The organism is Vibrio metoecus, assembly GCF_009665255.1.
GTDB lineage: Bacteria > Pseudomonadota > Gammaproteobacteria > Enterobacterales > Vibrionaceae > Vibrio > Vibrio metoecus_B.
Genome location: NZ_CP035686.1, coordinates 1857418 through 1877073 on the forward strand (window position 1 = coordinate 1857418; position 19656 = coordinate 1877073).

Here is a 19656-nt window from a genome sequence, read left to right on the forward strand (position 1 = left end):
CGAAGAAATACCGTTTAGGTATTTCTTCGCTTTCTCTGCAGCCACCCTGCAAATAAGGTATTTACAGCACAGGCCACAGAAACACCAATTAAGCTTGCTAAAATATCTTGTACCGAAAAAGTACGTAATGGTGAGAATGCTTGCAGCCCCTCATCAACCAAACAGCATAATGTCACTAATCCGCCCGCCATCAATACCATATTGTAGCCACTCTCCGTAACAGACAATACTCGGTATAACGCTAAAGTGAGCAAGAATGCTAACAAACTGTGCAAATGAGTATCACCACCGACAGCTATCTCTAATTGATAGACGTAGTCAGCGTGAAATCCGGAAGATTTAAGCCACGAAGCTAAAACCGTAGACAATGCGAGTAATCCAAACAATATCGCAGATGCTCGGCGCTGCTGGTAAATTTGTCGACCTATTTTAAAACGGATGTGCAAATGGAGATCTCTAATTTCGGTTCACGACGTGAAGCTAACGTACAAGCCAACTTAAACTGATGTGTGGATTTTAGGTAATCCGCCAAAAGGTGTCGACTGTTTTTCCCATTCAAGCCGCGAGCGAGGTGCTCAATCACCAACCATTTTTGTTCACGGCTCCAATACTTCCATTTAGCCAATCCCACTTGTGATATCGCAATATTGACCGCTGGAGTGTAAGGGCCATATTGCGCTGCCTTAGCAAGATATTCACTCAACGCCTGATGCGGTACTTGCTCTTGAGCTTCCTTGTCGTGCTGCTGTGCCTCAATTTTCAGTAGCTCCGCCCAACTATCCGGCCATGTTGGGCGTAACTCAACACTGGTAAGATAGGCCCTTTTTGCCCGTTCAAGCATTTCCCCCACTTCGTTCTCACTGGAGAGATAAGCTTGCCACTGCCAGATTCTACCTTGTAAAAAATAGTATTGAGGATGACTGGGATTATGTTCGATTGCACGTTGGATGGCCTTGTGCGCATCATCAACAGAGGCAAGAGTCGTGGGAGATCGCTCCCAAGCCAACAACTCTTTTTCGGCAGCGAGAGCGTACAGCGAAGCAATACCTTGCTGAATGGCAAAGTAAATTACCCATAACGCAGATATCGCTATCGCTACACGCCATCCAATATGCACTAGCCTATTCACTGAGTAGCGCTCGATTTATGGTCTTCACCATAATAAGCCTGGTAGTGATAATAACCGCTATAGCGTGATGCTTTTTTGCCATTCAAACGGTTAAGAACAACACCATCAATTCGGCTACCTTGCTGAGTTAACTTACCCACCACTTCACGTACAACTTGGGTACGAGTATGGTTAGCATCAATCACTAAAATCACCGAATCAACATGTTGTGCCAACATAAAACTGTCACTAACCGCTAAGCATGGCGGAGTATCAATCACTATTCGTTGGTATTGGCCACGTAAGTTCGCAAGGAGGTCACTAAATTTCGTGGATGACAACAGCTCTAACGGATTAGATGAATACACACCCGCGGTAAGTACATCAAGCCCTGACTGTTCATCATGATATACACAGTCTTCAAAGCTCTGTGTACCCGTCAGCAAATTCGTCACCCCCGGTTGCGATCCTGAAATCGCAAAGCGATGCGCAATTGCCGGTTTACGCAAGTCACAATCAATCAGAAGCGTCTTTTCCATTTGGGCTAACGATAGCGCCAGATTGATACTCGACGTCGTTTTCCCCTCTCCCGGCAAGCATGATGTCAACATCACGATATGCTGTTCTTGGTTAACATGAGCAAGTAAGTAGCTGGTACGAATGGTACGTACTGCCTCTGTTAATTCACGCAGTTCGGAATCAAAGTAAGCTTTCGCATCCAATTTACCATTACGTTTGCGCACCGCTGGTACCACACCCAGTAAACTGAGTGCCAATTGCTTTTCAACCTGCTTAATATCCGCAAAGGTATCTGACATCGCATCCGCGATAAACGCAACCACACAAGCAAAACCAAACGACACCACAAACGCCAACATGACAATTAATTTCTTGTTGGGCTTACTCGGAACTAAAGGTGCGCTAGCTTGGTCAGTGAAACGGGCAATCGTGGTATTAAAGTCCCCTGAAGCGCTAGTTTCTTTTTGACGAGCCAAGAATAAATCAAATAACTCACGGTTAGTTTGTACTTCACGCTTAAGCTCTGAGTACTTGGCATTTTTCACGGTCAGCGTCTGAAACTCAGATTTACGCTGAGTAAATTCCGTTTGTAGTGAACGCTCAGATTGCTTAGCCGCTTGCAGTTCGTTATTGATACCATTCAATAACTGTTTCAGCTCTGAACGTAAATTCTTTCGAACCGCGTCTAACTGAGCAGTAGCCGATTTTAACTTAGGATGCTTAGGACCATAACGCTTGGAAAACTCTGAGACTTTACGCTCAGCATCCACTTCAGCCACTTTCAAATCACGAATGGTTGGGTGGTTAGAAATTTCAGGGATCGACGACAAAGCCGTCAAGTCACTGTCATTTTTACTGTAGCTGTTCGCCACTTGATACAGCGTTTCCGCTGCCACGCGGCGATCGCGAGCTTTGTTCATCTGAGAGGTGAGTTCTTCCAACTCTTGGCTTGCGAGTCCTTCCACCCCCTGTACATCAACCAAGCCTTCTGACTGTAAAAACGCTTGCAACTTAGCTTCAGACTCTCGTAATTGAGTACGCAGTTCTTCCATGCGGGTATTAAGCCAAGTATTCGCTTTTAGCTCTACCTCTAACTTAGCTTCCAAATGGCTGTCCATATACACCCGCGCAATCTCATTAGCGATTTTCGCCGCCAATTTAGGATCACCAGCGGTGTAGTAGATATTCACCAACTGGGTCTTGCGGATGGGGCTAATTTCTAGACCACGTTTGAACTTATACAAAATCAGTCGATTTTCACGATACGCTTCCAACTCCGGATCGACCACCACATCTTGTTGCTTAAATCCTTGAAGAAACGGCATCCACTCTAATAAGCGTTCTTTTAAGCTCGGTGATTGTTCGCTCTCAGGGTTAAGATCAAATTCAGGATCGGAGGCCAAATCAAGCCTGTCGATCACTTCTTGAGCAATCGTGTCAGATTTTAGGATTTCAATTTGGGTCAGGTAATACTCCTGACTTTTGGTATCAAGCCCATACACTTCTTCAATTGACACCGCTTTCGCTTGTGTCGATTCAATCAGAATTGTCGCTCGAGCTGTGTACTCTGACCGCATGGAAAGGACAAAAAGTAGCGTAATTGCTGTAACCATGATTGAAAACAACAAAATTCGCCATTTGTAATTAAGCAGTACATTAAAATACTGACGAATATCGATCACTTCTTCTTGAGTGAATTGTTTACCTGTCATCTCGTGTACCATTACACCCTAAAATTAAAAGAAGCTTTCGGCGACAGTCAGTATGTCACCGGGTTGAAGTTTACTAAGCAAAGTAACTTTGAGCGGTTTCGCTTCCGGGTCATCACTACTAGAGATAAACAAATTTGTTTTAGACGCACGTTCAGTGAATCCACCTGCAATAGTGATTGCTTGGTTAACACTCAAACCAGGATGGAAAGGATAACTTCCAGGCTTCATGACTTGTCCATTAACAAAGAAAGGTCGATATTCAAGAATAGAAACAGATACGTTGGGATTAATCAAATAACCATCCTGTAAACCATCATGGATGGCAATTTTAACCTCTTCCAAGGTTTTACCTTTTAGGCGGATCTTACCTAAAAATGGATAATCAATATTACCGTTATCACTGACACGAGTTTCAAAAGAAAGCTCTGGCTCATCATAAACTTGGATACGGATCTGGTCACCAACACCCAATCGATAGAAATCATCATTTGCCATCGCGAACGATGGCAGGAGCAAAAGGCTCAATAAAAAAGAGAACAAGTACTTCATAACTGGTTACATTACACCCTGAACGGTGAGGTAATACACATTTTGGCTGTAGCTGAGTGAGTCTATATTCGAGTCTTTCTTTTCTCGGCCAAATCCGACTTCCAACGCTAACCAACGACGAAAATCATAACTAGCACGTAAAGTGGCATTTGTGGTGTCATCTTTACGATTTGATGCCGTGTAATCTTCATTCAAACGAATTAGCGCTGCTTCTGTCGTCCATTTGGTATCCCAATTGTGTGTCCAATTGACTTGATAGGTTGCCGCATCAATCGCATCTCCATCACCATCTGAATCCGTCGAGCGTCGGTTAGTCACTAACTGTAATGCTGAATACGTGCGGATTAAGTAAGTAACATCAACATCCCATGAAAACGAATCAAAATCCTTTCGGGTGGACGCATCAAAGTCTTTTTGTTGGTAACCCAACTTAGCATTACCTTGCAATTTACCAGTCGCATCCCAAGATGCACCGAGGTAACCAAAGTAATGATTATTATCTTTGCTACTTGCACCCGGTGCGATAACGTCATATCCACGAGAGTTAGCAATCACTTGTGCGATAAACGACGTTCGAGGAAGGGCTTGGTAATAAAAGGTCGAGTTAAAACGCAGCTCATCCCAGTCCTGATACTGAGTAACCGTACGGTTATTTTGATACGTAAAATCTTGCCAACCCAAATTAGTTTCAATACGACCAATCGCTTCTGTTGAACCAAAGCCATAACCGATATTAGCGGTGTGGCTTTCATATTGGTTGTAGTCGAGTCCGAGTGTCGTATCATTCTCGCCACGCCCTTCGTGAGCTAGCGCTAAGTTGTACTCAAACCCGATACGGTGCCGAGAGTTCAACTCCCAATCACTGCTCAAGTCAAGATAGTGATCCGTAAAGTTATCTTGTTGAGAACTAAAATAGGTTCCGTTACGAAAACGGTAACCAAGCAGCGTTTTATTACCCTCCGGCTCCACCATAAAGCCAACACCTGACTCAATGATTGAAAAAGCTGATTTGGCTTGCTGTTGGTTAGATTTAGCCAAGTTATCATTATAACCTGTGGAAAGATTTAAAAATGGCACAATCGCCATGCCAGATTCAGTGGTAATCGGATTTGGTGTAAGCTTCGCGACGCCAAAAGGTACATAAGAGACAGCCAGCGTAACCAAGCTGGCTGAAAGAAGAGAAGTCAGTTTAATCGGTTCCATTTGCCTGCACTTATTCAAATCTATCTTCATTCAAGAGTACGACTCTCAACAACGAGAGCCCCTTAACTTAATAAACGTTTTTTCCAACAAAACCTTTGAAAATGGTCAGAAATACAATTTTTATATCAAACCACAGTGACCATCGATGGATGTAATCGAGGTCAAACTGTACCCGTTTTTCCATTTTATCTAGAGTGTCCGTTTCACCACGCCAGCCGTTAATTTGTGCCCAACCGGTAATCCCCGGTTTCACCTTGTGACGCAGCATGTAGCGATTGACGATTGTACGGTACTGTTCGTTGTGCGCGACCGCATGCGGACGAGGCCCAACAATCGACATTGTACCTTGCAAAACATTAAAAAATTGCGGCAACTCATCTAATGATGTGCGACGAATAAAAGCCCCGAATGGTGTCACCCGAGGATCACCTTTGGTGGCCTGTTGCACTTTACTGCCATTATCCATCACTCGCATACTGCGAAACTTCCAGACTTGGATCGGTTTTCCATCAAGTCCATAGCGGTTTTGTTTAAAAATGACAGGACCTGGTGAGCTGAGTTTAACCCCGATCGCAATAGCCAATAATACAGGGCTGATCAGTAGCAAAATAATGCTGCTAAGTACCAAATCTTCAAATCGTTTTACCCAGTTAAGCAAACCATTAAATGGCGTATCAAAGATACTAAACGCGTTAACATCGCCGATGGTGTACCAACGTGAGTGCAATAAGTTAAACGTAAAAAAGTCAGGCACTATGTAGGTATTCACGGTACTGTCTGAAAACGCATCCAAAATCTGGTTAATTCGACGTTGAGCTTGCATAGGTAAAGCGATGTACACGTTTTGCACTTGGCCTGTTTTCGCCAGACTCAGCGCATCGTTAATATTACCCAGTACAGGTGCACTTCCCTCCAAGCGTGACGGAGCACGATCATCGTAGAAACCTTCCATCACAATCCCTAATTCTGGATTATTAAGCAAATTCGCTGAAAGCTCTTGTCCTTGGGTGGTCATGCCAATAATAACGGCTTTTCGTGTATGGAAGCCTTGTTTGTGCATGTAGTGGATGGTGGCAAACGCTAAAATACGCCATCCGATTAAGGCAATGAAAGAGCCTACAAACCAGTTACCCATGACAAGGCGCGAAAACTCAATCCCCGTTTTTGAGAAGTAGCCCAGCAACGTAAGACTCGCAATACTTGCAGCCCAACAGAAAGCAGTATGCAGTGAAAGCGAACGCAATTTTGCAGTACGCCAACCACTATAGATATCCAAGCTTTCAGCGATATAGGAGTAGAAAAGTACTCCTAGCAATGCCACAGAAACATAAGACATCGTTACGACGTGTTGGTTTAATTTAATCGCTATATACATAACTGCTAATATAAAGAAGCTATCGATCAGACGATAGAAAAACTTCCCTTGATAATTAGTAATACGTATTCTGCTTTTTTCCTTCATCACTAAACGCTCCTGAACCCACGTAAGCTTTTCACGAAGAATAATTTGAATGTATGAATTATTTTTTAAAGACTACATCTTTATCAAAAGAAATAAGTGCGTCAATTATAAGACTGATACTAAATAAGTATTCATTAAATAATAAAAATGCATTATCCAATATTAAAAACCTTACAAAATGGAAAATTTTATCATTAAAAAACAACAGCATAATCAAAAAAAAACACCAACAGAATCATAAAAGCCACACTAAACCTAAGTTCATAATTCATCCCATCACATGTGATTAATACGTGACAATTTTATGAACGGACGATTTCGTCCAATATTTAAGAAATTGGTATCAAATATGAGAAACTAAGATTGCTAATAATGAGAATCTCAAAAAACTCTATTGAGAATAAAACTATATTTATCATGCTTAGATTAGAATCTATCCAATTTAATGAAAGATGGATTATTCGACATGAGACCTATTCCATTCCTGCTATTGACAGGTTTAATCACCAGCCAAGCCGTGTTGGCTGAAACCGCAATAGATTCGTCAAAAGCACTCAATCCAGCAATCTGTACAGATAACACTCAGATACTTGAACGCTTGCAGCAAGCAACGGATTTTGTGTCAACTGTCACGGCGCTGCTCACCTCATGCCCAGACAATGCCTTACAGATTGCTTCATTAGCTACAAGCATTAACCCACAACTCACTCGGGAAATTTACACTGCGTTATTTCAACAGACACCCAATGAACAGTTAGTACAACAAACTGTTGAAGCAGTGAAAAGTGTTGCGCTGGAGCAACGAGCCGATGTAGTGCAAGCCGCCATTGAAAATGCACCTCAAGAACTTGCTCAAGCGATTGTTGATGCTGTCGCAGAAGCCGGCTTAATGGATCCAACAGACATTATCATCGCCGCCATTGCGGGAGGGGCAGATCCTGGTTCGATTACCGAACCTACCGCAGCGGGTATTGCAACTCCGCCCCCCATTGCACTCACGCCAGGTACAACTAATACTTTTGGTACGGGTAATGGTAATGGTGGTGGTACAGCCTCTCCAAACTAGAGAGTTGGCTTTTTACGGTAGCTTCATTGTCGTTGATAAGAAATATGTTGATCGGAAACTCAAGCTATTTCGAGCTAGTGTCTTCAATCGTACGCTTCTCTTTCATCGACCTTAAGCTACCGATAATACAAAATCTGAATGTTGTTCGCTTCTTACACTAACCAAGTCATTCGTTACAACATCTCTTTTGCGTATCATCATTTCAGTCGCACCATTACACATCGAAAGCCCAAACAACGGATAAATTCAAATGGTAGTGTGTGAGTGTTCACTTTCATTTCCGCTAGATGCTAGCTAACTCTGATCAGATATTTTATGGCTTTACTGCGACAACCACTGTTCATCGCTTTTTTATTATTGATCTTCTGGTTACCCATTCCATTGGGTAGTAATCGCCCTTGGGCGTGGTCACTGAATGAAGTTTACACTGCAATTTTGCTCCTCATCTGCCTACTGAGGATCCCTGCTTCACAATGGTGGCAAGCCGTAGCCCGCGCCAAATTAATCCTTCTATCTGTCGCAGCTTTTACGTTATGGTCATGGATACAAAGCTGGCAAAATCTAGAACTCTCATCCGATACAGGATTAGTCTTTATTTCAGCTATCAAATCATTACATTATTTTCAGGTGTGCCTAATTGCCGCGTTATTGATCGACACACCGCAAAAGCTAAAAATGCTAGCCACTACCATGGTTGCCAGTGGCACTTGCCAAGCTTTTTATGCTGGCGTGGTTTTATTACTGGAGTTACACATCTCTCCTATTTTTTCACTTCCATTAAGCGAAAGAGCCTCTGGTAGCTTTGTTTATCATAACCACTTAGCTAATTTTCTGATGCTGAACCTCTGCCTTGGATTTGGTCTTTTGATTGCTCAACTTAGCCACCAGACAACCCAAGGTTGGAAAAATACCCTTAAAACATTACTCACGATCATGATTTCAGATAAGGCATTTATCCGTTTAGGGTTAGTGATTATGGTGATCTCCCTAGTTTTGACTCGTTCTAGAATGGGAAATATCGCATTCTTTACCGCTCTAAGTCTCGGTAGCTTGCTATTACTGATGTTTTATAAAAACAAGCCTAAAAGCATCTACATCTTGATCATTAGCCTCTTTGTGATCGATACCTTTGTGGTCAGTAATTGGTTTGGACTTGATAAAGTTCGTCAGCGCTTAGCGGAAACCAGCTTACAAAATGAATCGCGTGATGATGTAGTTCGCTATGCACTCCAGGCTATCCAAGAGCGACCATTGACGGGATTTGGTAATGGCACTTTTTACTCCACTTTCCCGGCTTATAACCAAGGCAATGTCGCCCTTTTTTATGACCATGCGCACAATGACTATGTTCAATTTGCTCTTGAATCTGGCCTTATTGCCACAAGCTTACTAGGGATTATGGTTCTATTTTCAGCTTGGCAAGGTCTCGCAGCTTTTCGTAAACGCAGTAATGCAACAATGCGTGGAATTGGTTTGGGAAGTCTAATGGCGATTATTGGAATGTTAATGCACATGAGCGTTGACTTTCCCTTACAAGCGCCTGCTACAACACTTTATTTTATGCTCTGTTTATTCATGGCTAACTGGAGTATGACCATCCCTACACCGAAATACCGTTTAAAACGGCACTCCGCATAACATAAAAGCGAAGGGAGCGGCATCGCTCCCTTCGCTTTTATGTATTGGTTCTGTTAATCCAACCCAAGATAGATAAACCAAGCAGAATAGAGTTCTGGCAACATATTCCCCCGATTCCATCATGCATGATTCATGTGTAATAGCCTTGCCTAGGAAAGAGATCCATTCTTCTCAGTGCTGCACGTAATTAATATTGTTGCATTCAACTGAGCCCGCGTAGGAGTGTCTAATAACGTTTTTACCAATGAAGCGTTAGCCTTCGAGCTAGAGCTAACAACTTACCTCGAAATCAATATTTCATTAACGAACGGCTTAGTTTCATCAAGGATAAATAGCAGAGGAACCATCTACTAGGCATGATTTAGCTACCATCAATTGGCAGTATCTAGCTAAGGGGCTCTATACAAAAAAATACCCCGCAAAAGCGGGGTATTGGGTTAGAGATGGAGTCAGTTCGGAAACTTAGTAAACAAACTGCAATCCTTCAACTAACCAACCTCCAGTCCAAACATTAATCTGTTTGATACGTTTGCCTTGAGGTACGGTATAGGTTTCCACTTTTTTGTTACTGGCGTAGTTCTTTGAACCGAGTAAAACGCTCGAACCATTTTTCATCGTGAACTTGATCGCGACGATATGGTACCCACCCCAGTTGTATAGGCCAGATGTCACTTCTACTGACTGAAGTTGATCAAGAGCAACCGGAGCTTGTAATACACCACCATTGGTACCTTGCACGGGGCCACCGACCAAATTACTGGTTGTAGTCCCAATCGCATCGATAGCGAAACCAGAACGTAAAAACAGTTGGTTATCAGCCGTCACTACACGTTGATACTGCTGGGTATTTGAGTAACCAAAGATTGGTGACTCACCTCCGACAGCCACACGCATGGTGCTTGAACGATATGTATTATGGCTTAACCAACTTGGTTCAACGAATGTTGGGATTGTGCCATCTTGATTAACGTTGGTTAAATGGAATGCATGTTGGTTCCAAATTCGAGTTGCATTTTTCCAAGGTTTCGCACTATCCGCTGATTGGTATACATATACCCCGTGATTAATTGAATATTGACGATCAAAGTCATTCGCTGCAACGATCAGCTCAGCATTGTTATCCCCTTCCAAGTCCACAACGATTGGGTATTCCCAAAGTGTTGCCGTGGAGTGCGCTAGCGATGCACGTTCTTTGCCCGTTTTGCCATCTAATACACGCACACGTGCATGATCTTGCACGAGCACTTCATCGATGCCATCGTTATCAAAGTCATATGCAGATACACCAATTTTGCCGCTGCCTGTATCGTCGTTGGCCACAGACCAAACACGTTCGCCTTTGCTGTTGTACATGTCAACCGCAGCATAACCGGCGTAAACAATGCCTTTTACGTCGAGAGCATTGGTACCATTTTGTGTGGCTAACTCAAATTGCACACCATCAAGCAACCAACCGGCAGACCAAGCTTTGATACCTTTAATACGGCTACCTGCAGGCACGGTAAAGCGTTCGGTTTGCTTAGAGTAGGCATAGTTTTTCGAACCCATAGAAATCACATTGCCATTGCTCATTCTAAAATCAAGCGCCAACAAGTGATAACCACCCCAGTAATATTTGCCCCAAGTGAGATCTATCGCTTTGATATCTTTTACATTAACTGGAGAATTCAGATTTCCGCCTGTGCCACCCACCAGTGTTGAAGCTGATGCACCAATCGCGTCAATCGCAAAACCAGAACGCACTGAAATCTTACCATCAATAGCTAAAGCGATTGACGATGGATTGTTATTAGGTTGATAACCATAAGTCTTTGAGAATTCGCTTGTTTCAACAGCTTGAGCTTTGCCTAAGAAGTTAGACACCGCTTGTACACCACCACCAGGGTTAGCTGCATTATTAATTTCCCATTTGATTGAACCATCATGTTCCAACACTGCAAAACGCGCATTCTCACCAGTAGCGAAACTCGCAGGCACAGAGGCAACAATCTCAGGTTCGGCATCATCATCTAAGTTGACGAGCGAAGAGAACCACACCGCATCATTAGCTTGATATTGCCAATTAATAGCACCATTGTTCTGGAACAAAGTACCACCAGCAAAAACCTCTTGCTGTTGATCTCCATCGACATCAACGTTAATTGAAGATGGCGCCCACGCATGGTTAAACACTAAACCTGTGTTGTAATTATAAACACCATCTGGTGCAAGAATTTCTACACTGCCATCATGGTCTAGATCGGCCAAAGTAATATCACCAACAATTCTCCAACCGCTTTCAGTGGTCGGAATTTGTTTTTTGATATTGCCTTGATTATCAAGCACAGTAATAAATTGCTCACGGTTGTTGGTTGTGACGATTTCAACAATGCCATCACCATCTAAATCAGCAACAGCTGGTGAATAACGAGCATCCGCAATAACACCGCCATTTGCATAACTCCACAACTCAGAGCCATCCACACCACTCAAAGCGCGAACTAAACCGCCATTTGCGTATTTATTACCTTCAAAAGTCACAATAATTAGGTCAGCAACATCTTTTTCATCGATTTTGCCATCACCGTTATCATCGTTAAGCTGTGCAACGACAGGAGTGACCATCACTTGATTAGAATTAGGTTGGAAAGTGCTTCCTTGCCATGACCATTTCAGCTTCATATTCAAAGCTGAGCTGTCGCCTTCATAAGGTACCACTCTCATTGAACGTGGTTTTGAGAAATCCAACGTTTCGCCATTGTAGGCTTTGACTGCGCGCATTTGCTCGTTCTGTGTGTTACCACCAAACACCGCAAGACGATTGTATGAAAGGTTATCCCAGTCACTCAGCATTACCCCTAACCCTTGAGGAGCTTCAACATCAACTTCATGGCCATAAATGAACGCTGGTAGTGAATAACCAGAGCGCTCACCTTCTTTCAAGCAAAAACGTTCACCGGTTTGACGACTCACAATACAAGCTTCAGGATATGTTTCAGAAGCTAAAACGCGCATAGAACGTGGTTTAGAGAAGTCAAGATACGCGCCATTATACGCTTTGACGTTCTTTAGCTCTTCGTTACCAGTGTAACCACTGAATACCGCCAGACGGTTATAAGAAAGATTATCCCAATCGCTGAGCATTACGGAAACTCCGCTAGGTGCTTGTACATCGATTGGATGAGCATAAATCCAATTGGGCAGTGAATAGCCAGAACGCTCTCCGGCTTTTAAGCAATACTTTTCGCCATTAAGACGACTGATAATACACCCTTCAGCATCATTCGTTGTGGCTTGAACCACAGAGCTGCTTAGCGACAACAAGCCGACAGCAAGCACAATATATTGAGATGTCATTAGGAAGACTCCCTTTACCTTTACAGTGTTAATGCATGCAACATTCAGACACACAACAATATGCATCCGGTTGATTTTGTTTGTTTTTATTATTTCTCGACCTAGAACTGTCACGATTTAAATTGCTCTTTAGCAACAAGCAGAATTATCAATACGCAAGAAAGATATTTCAACATGTCAATCCTTTTTAAGCGCCTCAGTAATGAGACATCTCATTTTTAAGAAAAAATTTACCTTATGGAATAAATGAGTTTCTTAACCTGACCAACTCTATGAAACTGTTATACTCAGTATCATTAGCCACACCAAAGTTAGGATTAAACCTTGCACTCTAATTTGATCACAATGGCTTTGTTGGGATTATCTTTTTCAGTAGAGGCATCTTATTTAGATATTACTCATTTTGGTGCTATTCCAAATGATGAAATTGATGACTCCCAGTCTTTTCAACTCGCATTAAATTCATTATCTCACGGTGATGTATTGGTTATTCCATCTGGAACTTACCAAATCTGTAATAGCCTTTATTTAAAAAATAGGAATAACATTGAGATCATTGGACTAGGTGAGAGTAAACTCAAAAAATGCAGCAACTTTCAGGGGGAATATTTACTTAGTATCACCTACACAGAGAACTTAAAACTGCAAGATCTCAGTTTTGAAGGAATTCACAACGGGAACCAACAACCGACCTGGGGAGAACAAGGCGTCTATCTAGGAAGCACTAAAAACACCCTCGTGATTCAGAACCACTTCAAAACCTTTGGTGACGCAGCATTAAGGGTTACAACGTCTAGCCTCGACCAATCAACAACTCCAGGATCTCAATCGGTTACGATTAGTGATAATGACTTTGAGGATTGCACTCAAGTGACCACTACACAAGCTACTCAAGGCACAGAGATGGCAGGAACTCAAAATATTATGATCGATAATAATCGTTTTATTGGGTGCAAATTAAAACTCTCAGCGCGAGCTGATACACGAGGTGCAAAAGTCATAAACAATCTTTTTTCTCATATTAATGGTCCCTCTAATGAGATAAGTTATTACTCTGATGTCATTTATGAAAACAATAGGTTCGAAAATATTCGCGGATTCGCTATCAATATTTATCCAAACTCTAGAACGAGTAAATCTGTTCAATGGGGAAATATTCACATTGCAAATAATAATTTCGAAAACATTCAGCAAGGCATTCGCCTACAAAGCTTTTCAGTTCATGGCAACAACCATCAAGCCATAGAAAATATAGAAATAATCAAAAACACCTTCAAAAATATTTATTTTGGGAATGATATTGAAAATAAATACAAAGCTATTATAAGAACCGTTAGTAATGACAAAAAAGTTTCATTTAACAATATAAAGATTATTGACAACCACTATCAGCTCACTCCTTATAGCAGTTTTATTTCTATCGACAACAAAAGCACTTCTCTCTATATCAACAATAATGTTCAGACAATCTGCACTAATGATACAGAAAATAATAAACCTAACCCATGATATAACACAATAAATTTGAGTTAGCTTTTAAACCGAAACTATTATTCATATATCCATTGAGCTAAGATTAATATCTGAAAAGAAAAACCGCCTTTCGGCGGTTTTCTCTATATTGATCTAACTTAGAAAGTTATTGCTTTTTTTACTACAGTAATTGATTCTTCGATTCGCTCACCAGATACAGTGTCTACAATTTGAGTATTAATGATGTAATCACCAGCAGGGAAACTTTTATCCAGATTGAAACCTCGGGCTTTAGATGTACTATTTCCCGCAGGCACAGTCCATTTCTCTCTGGAATGAACTGGGATAATCAGTCCATTAGGACCAACTGCAGTCATCCAGAATTCAACCGTTGCTTCTGATGCACGACTATTGTTAAGAGCCACTGAGAAAGGCACATACCCCCCCGTATTCTCTACGCTTTCAATGGCAAATTGGTTCTGTATATCCACAGTCAGACCATCAATCTCTGGTAGAGTATTTAGGTCGACACCTTTTACAAAAGTCTCATTTGCCTTAAAGATTTGACCATTTTCAGTCACGATTTGAAGTGAAACGGTGTACTTACCATCAGCCATGTACTCTGGAATCCAGAAACCACGTGTAACCTTCAATGTACGACCAGTGCTGAGTGCATCGGAGTCTTGTTGAGCTGTATCAACCCCAACAACTGCTTTCGCAGGAAAATAAATACCTTTAGGACCTTTAACTGACAACCAGTATTTAAACTTCACACTTTCACAACTTTCATTAGCAATACCTAGTTGGCTTGAGATATAGCCACCTGTCGCTGCAAGTTGATGCTGACTCAAGCTGATATTGGCATCAACCAATGGCTGAGATTCGCAATCGACGGTTGCATAAGATGCTGCAGAGAATAGTAATGCAAAACATGAAGCCAAATAAGAACGACGGATATTCATAGTATTTCCCTTCCAAAGGATGTTGGTTTGACATGGTGTCATTTGATGGATACAAGGCTAATTTATAACTTTAAAAAATACATCACTCTTTTATGAAAGCATTTGTATTTATCAAAAATGAGACACCATCATCATGAAGGGTCTAAAATATAATACTTAACAAAAATCAGTTCATTTACAGTGAGAGTCCAACTAAAAATAAACTAAAGTTTATTGCTATTTTTATTTCCAGATAATCTCTCAAGTAACAATAGCCATGCATATTTTGTGTTAGTCACTAAATAACGTTTCCACATTCGTCTAGGCTCTTGTAACACTCGATATAGCCATTCTAATCCAGACTTTTGCATCCAAAGTGGTGCACGTGAGACATGCCCCGCTACGACATCAAATGTCCCACCGACTCCCATAACAAAAGAAACACCTAACTGATCTTTCCAGCGGTTAATGAAATTTTCTTTTTTCGGAGAAGTAATCGCTACGAAGAGCAGTTTTGCTCCTGATTGGCGAATTTGATCGACAATCGCTTGCTCATCATCCCAAAAGTAACCATGGTGATAGCCAGCCATGATCAGTTCAGGATGTTTTCCGCGCATGACTAAAGCCGTTTTTTCAACAATCTCAGGTTTAGCTCCTAAGTAAAAAACCGGCAGTTTCTCCGTTGCCGCCATGGCATTCAACTCAAGGAATAAGTCAACACCAGCGACTCTTTCAGGTACATCATGACCCAAAAAACGAGCTCCCCATACTACACCCATCCCATCTATATTGATGATGTCACATTCAGTCACCGACTGTGCAAGCTCCAAATCCGTGCGCATATTGACCAATTTCGCCACATTCACGACTACGTGTTGTGTAAACTCTTGACGCAGAATACGATCACGGATCAGTGCGACAGTTTCACCCATTGAAGCCACATCCATTGGGCTGCCAAGAAAATTAATGCGTTGCAAGATTGTATTCCTCGTTGATTCTTAAATAAAAACGAAATGAAAAGTACATCCACGCTTGAGTCCACCTGGCGTAGTGAATTCGGTTAACGGAATGTTTATTACGTTGATAAACGAATTGATCACGCTCCGGCATGTATAAGATATGGATTGCACGTTCAACAACTCGTTCAGCGAGTTGCCGATCACTCTCATCTCCACCCACACTGAGCAGTGTGATGATGGCTTGTGAAACAGAATGTGGATCCAACGGGTAAGGATTGTCATGGTAGTACTTAGCCGTACCATCCGTTTCAAACAAATGCTGTTTGTAATAACTCAGGCCTCGCTCAATCACTCCATCAAACTCATTTGTTAACAAAACCGTACGAATTAAGTGCAAAGCCTCTAGGTTATAGCCCGTATGAAAGCCATCAATAAATGTGTGGTGATGACGTGTGCCATAAGCCCAACTACCATCAGAGGCTTGTGCTTGCACACTGTTTCGAGCAATACGTAATGCCAACTCGGTGTAATCTGGACGAGACATTTCTCGGCCAACCACAGCCAGCCAAGCAGCAGCCCACAAACTGGCGTTGTGCACAAATGCCGTTTCACCAGGAATATAGGAAAAAAAATCCCCACAATCACTTTGGGTAAGTAAATGACGAGCAATAAAATCGCCACTGCTAAGCGCCAACTCAATCCACTCTGGCTGCTCAATAAGGCGGCCTAATTGGTATAACGCTCGGCTGACATAAACAGTAGTGATAACGTTAGGCTTTCCTTTGGGTACAAAGAAAGCTCGGGCTTTCCAGTCAAAATGGTATCCCCAACATGCACCATGCCATTGCCGCTCATCACATCGTTGATCCACTAACCATACTGCAAGTTCCTTTGCTTCTTGCAATAGCGCTTCATCTTTCGTCACTTGGTAATGTTCTATCAATCCAAGAATGAACAGCGCAACACCTTTGGGATTGCGAGCCTTATTGACGCCAAGCCAAGGACGCAAGTTGATTGGTGATCGTTTAAATAGTTGGATCCACGCTAAGCCAAATAGAGAGTCTTTACTAACCGGCATCCAAGAGAACCAACTTGAATTCAATCCATCAAAAGGATCGTATCCAGCAAATTGTTCAGTACGAGCTTTCTCTAACAGAGATTGACTAATATCTGCAACCGTTTTCAATTTCATGATTTTAATAGCTCATCGTAAATACTTTGCAGACGAGGGATAACTGATTGCAAAGAAAAATTATCGGTAAACTTTCGCTTGCCCGCAGCAGCTAAACGTTGGTTTTCAGTTCGTTGTTCAATTAAATCACTTAGTGCTAGAGCTAAATTGGTCACATCACCCGCATCAACTAATTTTCCATCTTCGTTATCAGTAATGGCGTCAGGGATCCCACCTGCTTTACTCGCAACCACCGGAATTTCTGCAGACATCGCCTCGATCACGCCCATAGGGAAACCTTCGTTATAGCTAGGCAAGCAATAGACATCCGTTTTGCTTAATAAATCTAGCTTCTCTTGACCAGCAATCCAGCCTAAACAATGTACAGAATCTCTAAGCCCAAGCTGACGAGCTAACGTTTGATAAGTTTCAATCTCACCATCACCCGCCAAATACAACTCAGCATTAGGGCAACGCTGCTTAACTAAAGCAAATGCTTGGATAAGATCGCCAACTCCTTTACGAGCGCCCAAGCGTCCAAGAAAAGCGATGCGCCCAATCTGCACTTGGCGGCGGTCTAATGTTAAACTCGGCACTGCGTTATACAGCACAGAAACACCTTGTGTTCGTCCCATCACTTCATGCATCCACGTCAACCACTGAGAAGAAAGCACTAAGACATGATCCGCTAATAAGAACGTTTGCTTAATATGAGATTGCTGTAACTCATTACATTCATCGCGGTAAAAATCTCGAAACTCGGCGCCATGAAGATGAAGAACGACCTTGCCATTCAGTGCTTTTACCAACCGTACTATCAATGCCTTACGCCGATAACTACCGCGAGACGACATGTGAATATGCACAAGCCCAACGCGATAAATCACAAAGCTGTACATTAACTTGACGAGAGCTAAAGTAAATCGCAGCAGCATTCGCCACTTCATACCTTCATCTAAAGTCGAGTGTGAAACAATCAATTTCACTTGATTAGCGGTTAAGAAACCACACTCTGCATAAGTTGCAACGACTGTGGCAACACCACCTTGTCCTTTCAGATCTGTGGCGATCATTAGATTAATGTTTTTTCTCACTGTACATCCTTGATGGTACAAATCGCTTGGCGAATTTTTCCATTCGCGGTTCGCTCTAATTCGTCTACCAGATCCACGGTCACTGTTATCTTGCTACCTAAGCGAGCTTGAGTATTACTGATCAATATTTGTTGCTGCTCAACATCAAATAACTCCTGTTCAGCAACCACTTTGACAGTAATCTGTTGACGTTGATGTTGCACAAACTGGCAAGCAATAATGCCAGAAACGCCCTTCGGAATATGGTTAAGAATGTGTACTTTCTGCCCATCTTCACCCAACAAATAATCTCCAACTCTTCCTTCAATTCGCTTTACCACCGGAAAAACTCGCCCACATGGACAAACCTCATTCTCCGATAAATGGACATGATCACCCGTTTTATAGCGGATCAAAGGAAAATAATGATTATTGAAATTCGTACCCACCAATTCATAGCGATCCAGCCCGGCATCCAAAAGCTCAACCTGCGAGTAGTCAGTTAACAGGTGATAGCGATGGTGTTCACATTCGCCAATTGCCGCAACTCGTTCAAATAAACCATACCAATCAAAAATTTTGCATTTGAAACGCGTTTCGATCACCTGCCTATCTTCTTCAGATAACGATTCAGAAGAGGTAATGATAGATTTCAACTTTGCGGGATAATACGTTTGGTTGGCCTCTAAATAGCGAGCGAGAGCCGCAATCGACGACGGATAGGCTTGGATGATATCAACGCCGAAATCAACCATCGCTTGCAGATAATTTGGCATAGCCTGCGGTGTAAGATGAAAAGATGACATAACTATCATCTGCTCAAACCAAGAGTAACGCCAAAATGGGCCTTGTTTTTGACTGAGAGGCACCACCATATCTCCACGGATCCATGCTCGCTTATCCCCTTTCCGATAACCCGCCCAAGACAACTGTCTTGCGACAAAGGCTTGTTCACGGATCACTGAACGCATATCTTGCAAGATCGTTAATGGCGTTCCCGTGGTACCACTGGTAGCCCCTTTCACGACCACTGAGGGTTTCATTTGAGAGATAAACTGTTCATGCTCAGAACGCAGAACCGTTTTATCAAGATAGGGGAAGGCTTGAATCGGTGAGTTAGCCAATCCTAAGCGTTCATAGAAAGGTACATTTTGACATGCATTTTCTAATACATGTTGCAGTTGCTGCTGTTGATACTTTGCCAACTGTGCTTTTGAGTATTCATTCGTTTGAATCTCTTTAAGGATGACACGCATCTCCCCATTTTCTCTGATCAGTTTGCGCGATAAAGCCCGAACCGAAAGCATGATATTTTGCAACCAGATTGGCGCTCTAACATAAAATGAGCTGGTAAACATCAGTAAAAATCCTTTTGATCAATGTCTGCATAGCTTAGATTGTATTGAAAACTAGATTTAGCTACACTAATTACATTTAAAAATCACT

At 42.2% G+C, this 19656-nt stretch carries 15 protein-coding genes; 3 read left to right on the forward strand and 12 right to left on the reverse strand.

Annotation, left to right across the window (positions count from 1 at the left end; all coding sequences use genetic code 11):
- Nucleotides 1-14 precede the first annotated feature (14 nt).
- The 6 genes from vpsQ to vpsL form a co-directional block, all read right to left on the reverse strand.
- Nucleotides 15-446 carry an exopolysaccharide biosynthesis protein VpsQ gene (gene vpsQ / locus EPB59_RS08405; protein WP_154172289.1) on the reverse strand — a complete coding sequence of 144 codons (432 nt, stop codon included), beginning with the start codon at nt 444-446 and terminating at the stop codon, nt 15-17.
- Nucleotides 425-1129 (reverse strand): exopolysaccharide biosynthesis protein VpsP, encoded by a 705-nt coding sequence (vpsP, locus tag EPB59_RS08410; protein ID WP_206666804.1) that lies wholly within the window; start codon nt 1127-1129, stop codon nt 425-427. The genes vpsQ and vpsP overlap by 22 nt, the downstream gene beginning before the upstream one ends.
- Nucleotides 1126-3339 carry an exopolysaccharide regulatory tyrosine autokinase VpsO gene (gene vpsO / locus EPB59_RS08415; protein ID WP_154172291.1) on the reverse strand — a complete coding sequence of 738 codons (2214 nt, stop codon included), beginning with the start codon at nt 3337-3339 and terminating at the stop codon, nt 1126-1128. Before vpsO ends, vpsP begins: the two co-directional genes overlap by 4 nt.
- Before the next feature lie 24 nt (nt 3340-3363).
- Nucleotides 3364-3888 (reverse strand): exopolysaccharide export protein VpsN, encoded by a 525-nt coding sequence (gene vpsN, locus EPB59_RS08420; protein WP_055027485.1) that lies wholly within the window; start codon nt 3886-3888, stop codon nt 3364-3366.
- A gap of 6 nt (nt 3889-3894) precedes the next feature.
- Complete coding sequence (vpsM, locus tag EPB59_RS08425; RefSeq protein WP_154138692.1) at nt 3895-5091, reverse strand: exopolysaccharide biosynthesis beta-barrel protein VpsM; 1197 nt, start codon at nt 5089-5091, stop codon at nt 3895-3897.
- Nucleotides 5092-5158: 67 nt separating this feature from the next.
- On the reverse strand, nt 5159-6556 hold the full coding sequence (gene vpsL / locus EPB59_RS08430) for an exopolysaccharide biosynthesis glycosyltransferase VpsL (RefSeq protein WP_081017821.1): 1398 nt from the start codon (nt 6554-6556) through the stop codon (nt 5159-5161).
- 463 nt (nt 6557-7019) lie between these two features.
- On the opposite strand from vpsL, the gene EPB59_RS08435 reads away from it, so the two are divergent.
- Nucleotides 7020-7619 carry a hypothetical protein gene (locus EPB59_RS08435; protein ID WP_154172293.1) on the forward strand — a complete coding sequence of 200 codons (600 nt, stop codon included), beginning with the start codon at nt 7020-7022 and terminating at the stop codon, nt 7617-7619.
- Nucleotides 7620-7934: 315 nt separating this feature from the next.
- Nucleotides 7935-9257, forward strand: a complete 1323-nt coding sequence (locus EPB59_RS08440; protein WP_154172295.1) for an O-antigen ligase family protein — start codon at nt 7935-7937, stop codon at nt 9255-9257.
- 462 nt (nt 9258-9719) lie between these two features.
- On the opposite strand, the gene EPB59_RS08445 is transcribed toward EPB59_RS08440, so the two are convergent.
- Complete coding sequence (locus EPB59_RS08445; protein WP_154172297.1) at nt 9720-12593, reverse strand: beta-prism lectin domain-containing protein; 2874 nt, start codon at nt 12591-12593, stop codon at nt 9720-9722.
- A gap of 345 nt (nt 12594-12938) precedes the next feature.
- Between EPB59_RS08445 and EPB59_RS08450 the strand changes: the two genes are divergently transcribed.
- Nucleotides 12939-14102: a right-handed parallel beta-helix repeat-containing protein gene (locus tag EPB59_RS08450; protein WP_241666229.1), complete on the forward strand. Its 1164-nt coding sequence runs from the start codon at nt 12939-12941 to the stop codon at nt 14100-14102.
- Between the two features lie 122 nt (nt 14103-14224).
- Here EPB59_RS08450 and EPB59_RS08455 read toward each other — a convergent pair whose 3' ends face one another.
- The 5 genes from EPB59_RS08455 to vpsH all read right to left on the reverse strand — a co-directional run bounded on the left by EPB59_RS08455 (nt 14225) and on the right by vpsH (nt 19568).
- Entirely contained in the window at nt 14225-15028 is an 804-nt protein-coding gene (locus tag EPB59_RS08455; protein ID WP_154172301.1) for an RbmA family biofilm matrix protein, read from the reverse strand.
- 203 nt (nt 15029-15231) lie between these two features.
- Nucleotides 15232-15954 carry an exopolysaccharide biosynthesis glycosyltransferase VpsK gene (vpsK, locus tag EPB59_RS08460; RefSeq protein ID WP_154173208.1) on the reverse strand — a complete coding sequence of 241 codons (723 nt, stop codon included), beginning with the start codon at nt 15952-15954 and terminating at the stop codon, nt 15232-15234.
- A gap of 16 nt (nt 15955-15970) precedes the next feature.
- Nucleotides 15971-17158 carry an exopolysaccharide biosynthesis protein VpsJ gene (gene vpsj / locus EPB59_RS08465; RefSeq protein ID WP_154172303.1) on the reverse strand — a complete coding sequence of 396 codons (1188 nt, stop codon included), beginning with the start codon at nt 17156-17158 and terminating at the stop codon, nt 15971-15973.
- Nucleotides 17155-18252, reverse strand: coding sequence for an exopolysaccharide biosynthesis glycosyltransferase VpsI (gene vpsI / locus EPB59_RS08470; RefSeq protein WP_154172305.1), 1098 nt, complete (start codon nt 18250-18252; stop codon nt 17155-17157). Before vpsI ends, vpsj begins: the two co-directional genes overlap by 4 nt.
- The gene (gene vpsH, locus EPB59_RS08475) at nt 18228-19568 is read right to left on the reverse strand and encodes an exopolysaccharide biosynthesis protein VpsH (protein WP_154172307.1); all 1341 of its coding nucleotides are present in this window, start codon (nt 19566-19568) and stop codon (nt 18228-18230) included. The genes vpsI and vpsH overlap by 25 nt, the downstream gene beginning before the upstream one ends.
- Between the last annotated feature and the right edge of the window lie 88 nt (nt 19569-19656).